General features: G+C 70.9%; 5 protein-coding genes and 1 tRNA gene. 5 read left to right on the top strand and 1 reads right to left on the bottom strand.

Features of this window, described 5'->3' with window-relative positions; translation table 11 throughout:
- Positions 1 to 39 precede the first annotated feature (39 nt).
- The 4 genes from ACWDS7_RS45715 to ACWDS7_RS45700 all read left to right on the top strand — a co-directional run bounded on the left by ACWDS7_RS45715 (position 40) and on the right by ACWDS7_RS45700 (position 1,607).
- A complete protein-coding gene (locus ACWDS7_RS45715) occupies positions 40 to 228 on the top strand; it encodes a hypothetical protein (RefSeq protein WP_451934394.1) in 189 nt (62 codons plus the stop codon).
- Positions 225 to 878, top strand: coding sequence for a response regulator (locus ACWDS7_RS45710; protein WP_306865367.1), 654 nt, complete (start codon positions 225 to 227; stop codon positions 876 to 878). The genes ACWDS7_RS45715 and ACWDS7_RS45710 overlap by 4 nt, the downstream gene beginning before the upstream one ends.
- Positions 879 to 979: 101 nt before the next feature.
- A tRNA-Lys gene (locus tag ACWDS7_RS45705) sits at positions 980 to 1,053 on the top strand.
- Between the two features lie 296 nt (positions 1,054 to 1,349).
- Positions 1,350 to 1,607 carry a hypothetical protein gene (locus ACWDS7_RS45700; RefSeq protein ID WP_451934393.1) on the top strand — a complete coding sequence of 86 codons (258 nt, stop codon included), beginning with the start codon at positions 1,350 to 1,352 and terminating at the stop codon, positions 1,605 to 1,607.
- A gap of 516 nt (positions 1,608 to 2,123) precedes the next feature.
- Here ACWDS7_RS45700 and ACWDS7_RS45695 read toward each other — a convergent pair.
- Positions 2,124 to 2,489, bottom strand: a complete 366-nt coding sequence (locus ACWDS7_RS45695) for a hypothetical protein (RefSeq protein WP_306865375.1) — start codon at positions 2,487 to 2,489, stop codon at positions 2,124 to 2,126.
- A 462-nt stretch (positions 2,490 to 2,951) separates the two neighbouring features.
- Here ACWDS7_RS45695 and ACWDS7_RS45690 point away from each other — a divergent pair, with 462 nt between their 5' ends.
- Complete coding sequence (locus ACWDS7_RS45690; protein WP_451934392.1) at positions 2,952 to 5,873, top strand: glycosyl hydrolase; 2,922 nt, start codon at positions 2,952 to 2,954, stop codon at positions 5,871 to 5,873.
- Positions 5,874 to 6,045 lie beyond the last annotated feature (172 nt).

Genomic DNA, 6,045 nt, shown 5'->3' with positions numbered 1-6,045 from the left:
AGCTAAGTGGACCTCACGCTCGCACTCGTCATCGGCGTGGTGGTCGTGGCGTTGGCGTTCGACTACACCAACGGTTTCCACGACGCCGCCAACGCCGGGCTGGGCCTGACCGGGCTGCGCGAGCGCGTCGAGCTGGCGGGCGGCGAGTTCGAGGTCGGCAGGCTGCCCGGCGGCGGGTTCAGGACGTCCGCCCGGCTTCCGGCGGAGCGGGTGGAGGGGGTCGTGTGATCCGAGTGCTGATCGTCGACGACGAGGTGCTCGTCCGGTCGGGCCTGCGCATGATCCTGGAGGCCACCGGCGACGTCGTGGTCGTCGGTGAGGCGTGCGAGGGCGCCGAGGCGGTCGGCGCGGCCGTCCGGCTCAGCCCGGACGTCATCCTCATGGACGTCCGCATGCCCGGCATGGACGGCCTCTCCGCCGCGGCGGAGATCGGCAGGCTGCCCGATCCCCCCAAGGTGATCATGCTGACGACGTTCGACATCGACGAATACGTCCACCTGGCCCTCCGTGCCGGCGCGGTCGGCTTCCTGCTCAAGGACACACCGCCGAGAGACTTCGCCGCCGCCGTCCGCACGGTCGCGGCCGGCAACGCCATGCTCGCCCCCACTGTCACCAGGCGGTTGATCAGCTCCTTCGCGGAGAAGGGGCCGTCGCCGGCCGAGGCGGCGCGCAAGCGGCTCGCCGTGCTCACCTACCGCGAGCGCCAGGTCCTGCGGGAGGTCGCCCGGGGCCTGTCCAACGCCGAGATCGGCCGCGAGCTGACGATGAGCGAGGCGACCGTCAAGGCGCACGTCAGCAACTCCCTGGCCAAGCTCGGCCTGGCCAACCGGGTCCAGGCGGCGATCCTCGTCCACGACGCGGGCCCGTTCCCGGGCTAGGCGGGGACGGCCCGGGGCTGCCCGCCGGCGGGGCCGCGACCGGCACATGTCATCTCACGTACGGACCATGGCTCCGAATCCGGTATTCTTGTCGAGGTCAAGCGCCGCTAGCTCAGTTGGTTAGAGCAGCTGACTCTTAATCAGCGGGTCCGGGGTTCGAGTCCCTGGCGGCGCACCTGACGGGAAGCCCGGCCGTGTCACGGCCGGGCTTCCCGCGTTTCCCGGGCTCTCCGCGTTTCCCGGGTGGCCGCGCCCCTTCCGGGTGATCGGTGTGGCCACTGGGCCGCATCACCGCGTGGATCGATGGGTATAGCCAAATAGAGCAATGTTCGTACCCTTCAAGCTCCTTGTCTGATTCGCGAAAAATGTCGGTATCAGGCGAGACGATGGAGATGAGAACACGAGGCTGACGATCAACGGGCGCCGCCGAGGTTCCGTGTAACCGGCAGGTCCCGGAGAGAGGGGCAGACGATGCCGACCACGATGAGCGTGTCCGACCTGGCAAAGATCCTTTTCGCCTCCACGTTGCAGGCATCCGACCATCCCTCGCCGGAGCAGGTGCGTACGGTCATCGAAGACGGTCTGCGCGCCTGTCACGAGGACATCGCCTCCTGTGCCGCCTGCGTCGCGCAGGAGGCCGGAGACCATCCCGAGACGTACGAGGCCCGGATGCGCTGGGCCCTCAGCGCGGCCGTCCAGGTCGACCCCGCAACCCTCGCCGTGCCCTGACCGCCTGGCGGTGACGCGCCGGTCCCTGTCCTGACCGCCTGGTGGTCCCGCGCTCTGACCGCTTGGCGGTGACGCGCCGGTCCGTGTCCTGGCCGCCTGGCGGTGACGTGTCCTGGTCTCCTGGTGGTCCCGCGCGGCCCGTGCGCTGGACGGAGTGCTGTTCAGGTCGGCTCGGCCCGCTGGGCCCCGCCGGGTGGGTGGCCGCTCCCGGACGGAACGGCGCGAGGATGGCCGCCGCGCCGGCGGCCGCCATGACCGGCGCCACGACGGCGAGCAGGCCGGTCATCGCCCAGGTTCCCCGGGAGATGAGATTGTCGGAGCGGTGTCGCAGGCGCCTCACTCGTGAAGCCTCCCTGTTCTCGCTCGGGTGATCTTTCGGCGGCCGGGGATGATCGCGACCCGGTGTCGGGAGAGGCGGCGAGTCCCGCGACAGAGCTGGGAGAGGCGGGGAGTCCCGCGACAGAAAGGCTCTGGCCAGACCCTGCGGGGTCTGGCCAGAGCTGGGGGCGGGTGGGGCTAGCTGACGTTGGCGCAGATCACGTAGACGCTGATGCCGACGTCGCTGTAGTTGTTCTGGCGGCCGAGGCCGATCCAGCCGGCGCCGTCATCGGTGGGGAAGGAGCCGACCAGGATCGCGTCATTGCCCTGCGCCTCGGCGCCACCGCCGACGGCCTTCTTGCCGCTGGGGCAGCGGACCGTGCGGCGCTGGAAGTTGGGGACGTTGGCGTTGGGCAGCTTGACGATCTGGTAACCCGTGAAGTCGGCCGCCGCCGGGGCCGCCGCCGGCGCGGAGGCTCCGGCGGGCGTGACGGACAGCGCCGTCAGGCCCGCGCAGCCGACGAGGGCGGCCAGGGCGATGGTCGTGAGCCTCTTGCTTCGCATGGTGTCTCCCGGGACAGGGGGTGCTGGAATGGTCACGGAAAGTAAATAGTCTGCTACACGGAGTGTCCAGCCTTGGTTTTGTCACCGCGCGGTGAGTTTCGCCGACTCGGGTTGCTGTGGTCATCCCCGGGCGGCGCCTCCGGCCCGGATGGCGGCCCGGGGTGTCGCACCCCCGGCGGCCGGCCGCGTACGGCTCCTGGTGATGAGAGCGCTCTCACGCGTGAGAGGGTGGCTGACGCCCGGCCGGTGATCGGCCTTCCGGCGGTCTCCGTCGTGTTTCTCCGGTGCGATGAGCCCATGTTTTGTGGGATACCTCTCCCGCCTGCACTTCTTTCCTTCACTTCTCCGTTACCAAGACGAAACATTGACGACGGTGGAACGGGCCGTTACTTTCGCGGTCAAGAGAGCGCTCTCTCGATCGGCCCGCCTCGGATCCCCCCACTTCTCCCGGAGGCACCCCCCATGCATCCATCGAGCCGGACCACGGGTCCGGACAGTCCGCAGCCCCGCGAAAGGCGGCCCGCCCGCCGTCCCTGGACCCGCGGGCGCGCCCTCGTCGCCGGCGTCGCCGCCGCGATGGTGGCCGGCATGTTCGGCCTCGGCCTCACCCGTTCCGCGGAGGCGGCGCCGGTCGGCGCCGGCAGCTACGCGGACACCCTGCCCGCCGGCCGCTCGCTGCCGACCGGCTGCGGCTCCGTCTCCACCAACCCGCGCCAGTGGGTGACCGCCAACGCGCCCGCGGGGGCCGTCCCGACCAATGACTGGTGGTCGTCGATCCTCTACAAGCGGACCGACTGCGCCTACGGCGAGCCGCTCCACGCCCACCCGATCTCCTACGACACCTTCGGCGACGGCCTCGGCTTCTCCTACACCACCACCCCGGCGATCAGCGGGACGGCGACCGGGGTGGGAGAGTTCCACTACCCCTACGTCCAGGACATCCGGGTCGGCGTCGCCGGGCTGAACTCGCCCGACGTCAAGGTCGACGGCTGGAGCGACTGGACCGTCACGCCGTACTGGAGCGGCGGCGGCCGGACCATGAAGGCCACCATCGGCCACGGCCTGCCGTTCGCCTACTTCCAGGTCACCGGCGGCGACGCGCGGATCACCACCTCGGGCGCCCCGGCGGTGTGGTCCAACAGCGGCGCCACCGTCGGTTTCACCGCCAACGGCCACGACTACGTGGCCTACGCCCCGGCCGGCGCCACCTGGACGGTCGCCGGGACGACGATCAGCTCCTCCCTGGCGGGCAAGGGCTTCTTCTCGGTGGCGGTGCTCCCGGCCGGCGGTGACCGCGCCGCCCTGGCGAGCACCTACGGCCAGTACGCGCACGCGCACGTCACCGGCACCCGCGTCTCCTACTCCTACACCCCGGGCAGCGCCACGCTGAGCACGACGTACGCCTTCACCACCACGGCCAGGCAGGGCACCGCCACCGGCACCGTCATCGCGCTCTACCCGCACCAGTGGAACCACCTGACCGGCTCCACGCCGCTGCCGCAGACCTACACCTCCGCGCGCGGCCAGATGAAGATCGTCACCGGGACGCAGTTCAGGACGTCGATGAAGTACACCGGCGTGCTGCCCGAGGTGCCCGCCGTCGGCGACGGCGGCGGAGCCGACCTCGCCACGGTCACCGCCCTCCTCAACGCCGAGCAGGGCAACCCGATGGACAACCGGGGCGACGACACCTACTGGACCGGCAAGGGACTCGGCCGCGCCGCCCGCATCGCGGAGATCGCCGACCAGCTCAACCTGACCTCGGTCCGCGACGCGGCCCTGGGCGCCATCCGCACCCGTCTCACCGACTGGTTCACCGCCTCGCCGGGCAAGACCTCACGGGTCTTCTACCTCAACCCCACCTGGGGGACGCTGATCGGCTACCCGGCCTCCTACGGCTCCGACCAGGAGCTCAACGACCACCACTTCCACTACGGCTACTACATCGCGGCCGCCGCGACCCTGGCCAAGTTCGACCCGGACTGGGCGCGGGCCGGCCGCTACGGCGGCATGGTCGACCTGCTGATCCGTGACGCCAACAACTACGACCGCGGCGACACGCGCTTCCCCTACCTGCGCGACTTCGACATCTACGCCGGTCACGACTGGGCGTCGGGTCACGGGGCCTTCGGCGCGGGCAACAACCAGGAGTCCTCGTCCGAGGGCATGAACTTCGCCAACGCCCTGATCCAGTGGGGCCAGGCCACCGGCAACACGGCGGTCCGCGACGCCGGCGTCTACATCTACACCACGCAGGCGGCGGCGATCCGGGAGTACTGGTTCGACGTGCGCGACCAGAACTTCCCCGCGGCCTTCGGCCACAGCACGGTCGGCATGGTCTGGGGCGACGGCGGCGCCTACGCCACCTGGTTCAGCGCCGAGCCGGAGATGATCCAGGGCATCAACATGCTGCCCGTCACCGGCGGCCACTTCTACCTGGGCGACAACCCCGGCTACGTGACCACCAACTACAACGAGCTGACGAGGAACAACGGCGGGCCGCCCACGGTGTGGCGGGACATCCTCTGGGAGTTCCTCGCCCTCGGCAACGGGGACGCCGCCCTGGCGAACTTCCGCGCCAACAGCGGTCTCACCTCCGAGGAGGGGGAGAGCAGGGCGCACACCTTCCACTGGATCCGCAACCTGGCCGCCCTGGGCACGGTGGACACCTCGGTCACCGCCGACCATCCCCTGGCCAAGGTGTTCAGCAAGAACGGCGCCCGCACCTACGTGGCGTCCAACATCACCGGCGCCGCGATCACGGTGACCTTCTCCAACGGCACCGTGCTCAACGTCCCGGCCGGCAAGACGGTCACCTCGGGCGCCCACACCTGGAGTGGCGGCAACGCCGGCGGCGGCTCCGGTCCCACCCCGACGCCCACGCCCACCCCGACGTCCACTCCCACGGTGGGCCCCTTCGCCGCGACGCGCTACCCGCAGGCGGGTGGGGGGCTGCCGGGCGCCCCGGGTACGGCGGGCACCGTCACGCTGGCCGCGGCCAACGGCAACCACGACGGCACGCCCGTGAACGCGCAGGTCTTCACGGCCACCGGCCTGACCGCCGCCCACAACGGCGGGGCCACCGCGTTCGACCTCTCCGTGGACGCGGGCACCACGGTCGCCAACGGCGTCCAGCTCCGGGTCTCCTACGACCTGACCGGTGACGGGAGTTGGGACCGGGTGGAGACCTACCGCTACTTCGCCACCGACCCGGTGACCGGCTGGGAGCACTACACCCAGGCCGCCGGCCTGCAGTCCTCCTCCGGAACGCTCGGCGACCTGTCCGGCGGCCGGGTGAGGGTGGAGGTCTGGAACGCCATCGGCGGCGGCACGACCACCCTCGGCACCGGCGACCGTTCCCTGGTGCGGCTGCCGTTCGGCTGATCCACCGCGAAGGCGCCGATCCGCCGGAAGGCACGGCCCACCGGAAGGCGCCGATCCGCCGGAAGGCACGGCCCACCGGAAGGCGCCGATCCGCCGGAAGGCGCGCTCCGCCGTAAGGCATGGTCCGTCCGAAGGTGGGCACCGTCCGATACTCGAAGGAGGAGAACCTTTC

This window comes from Streptosporangium sp. NPDC003464 (assembly GCF_053588315.1).
The sequence above is the reverse complement of the archived record's forward strand: the minus strand, read 5'-3'. Positions and strand labels throughout refer to the sequence as shown.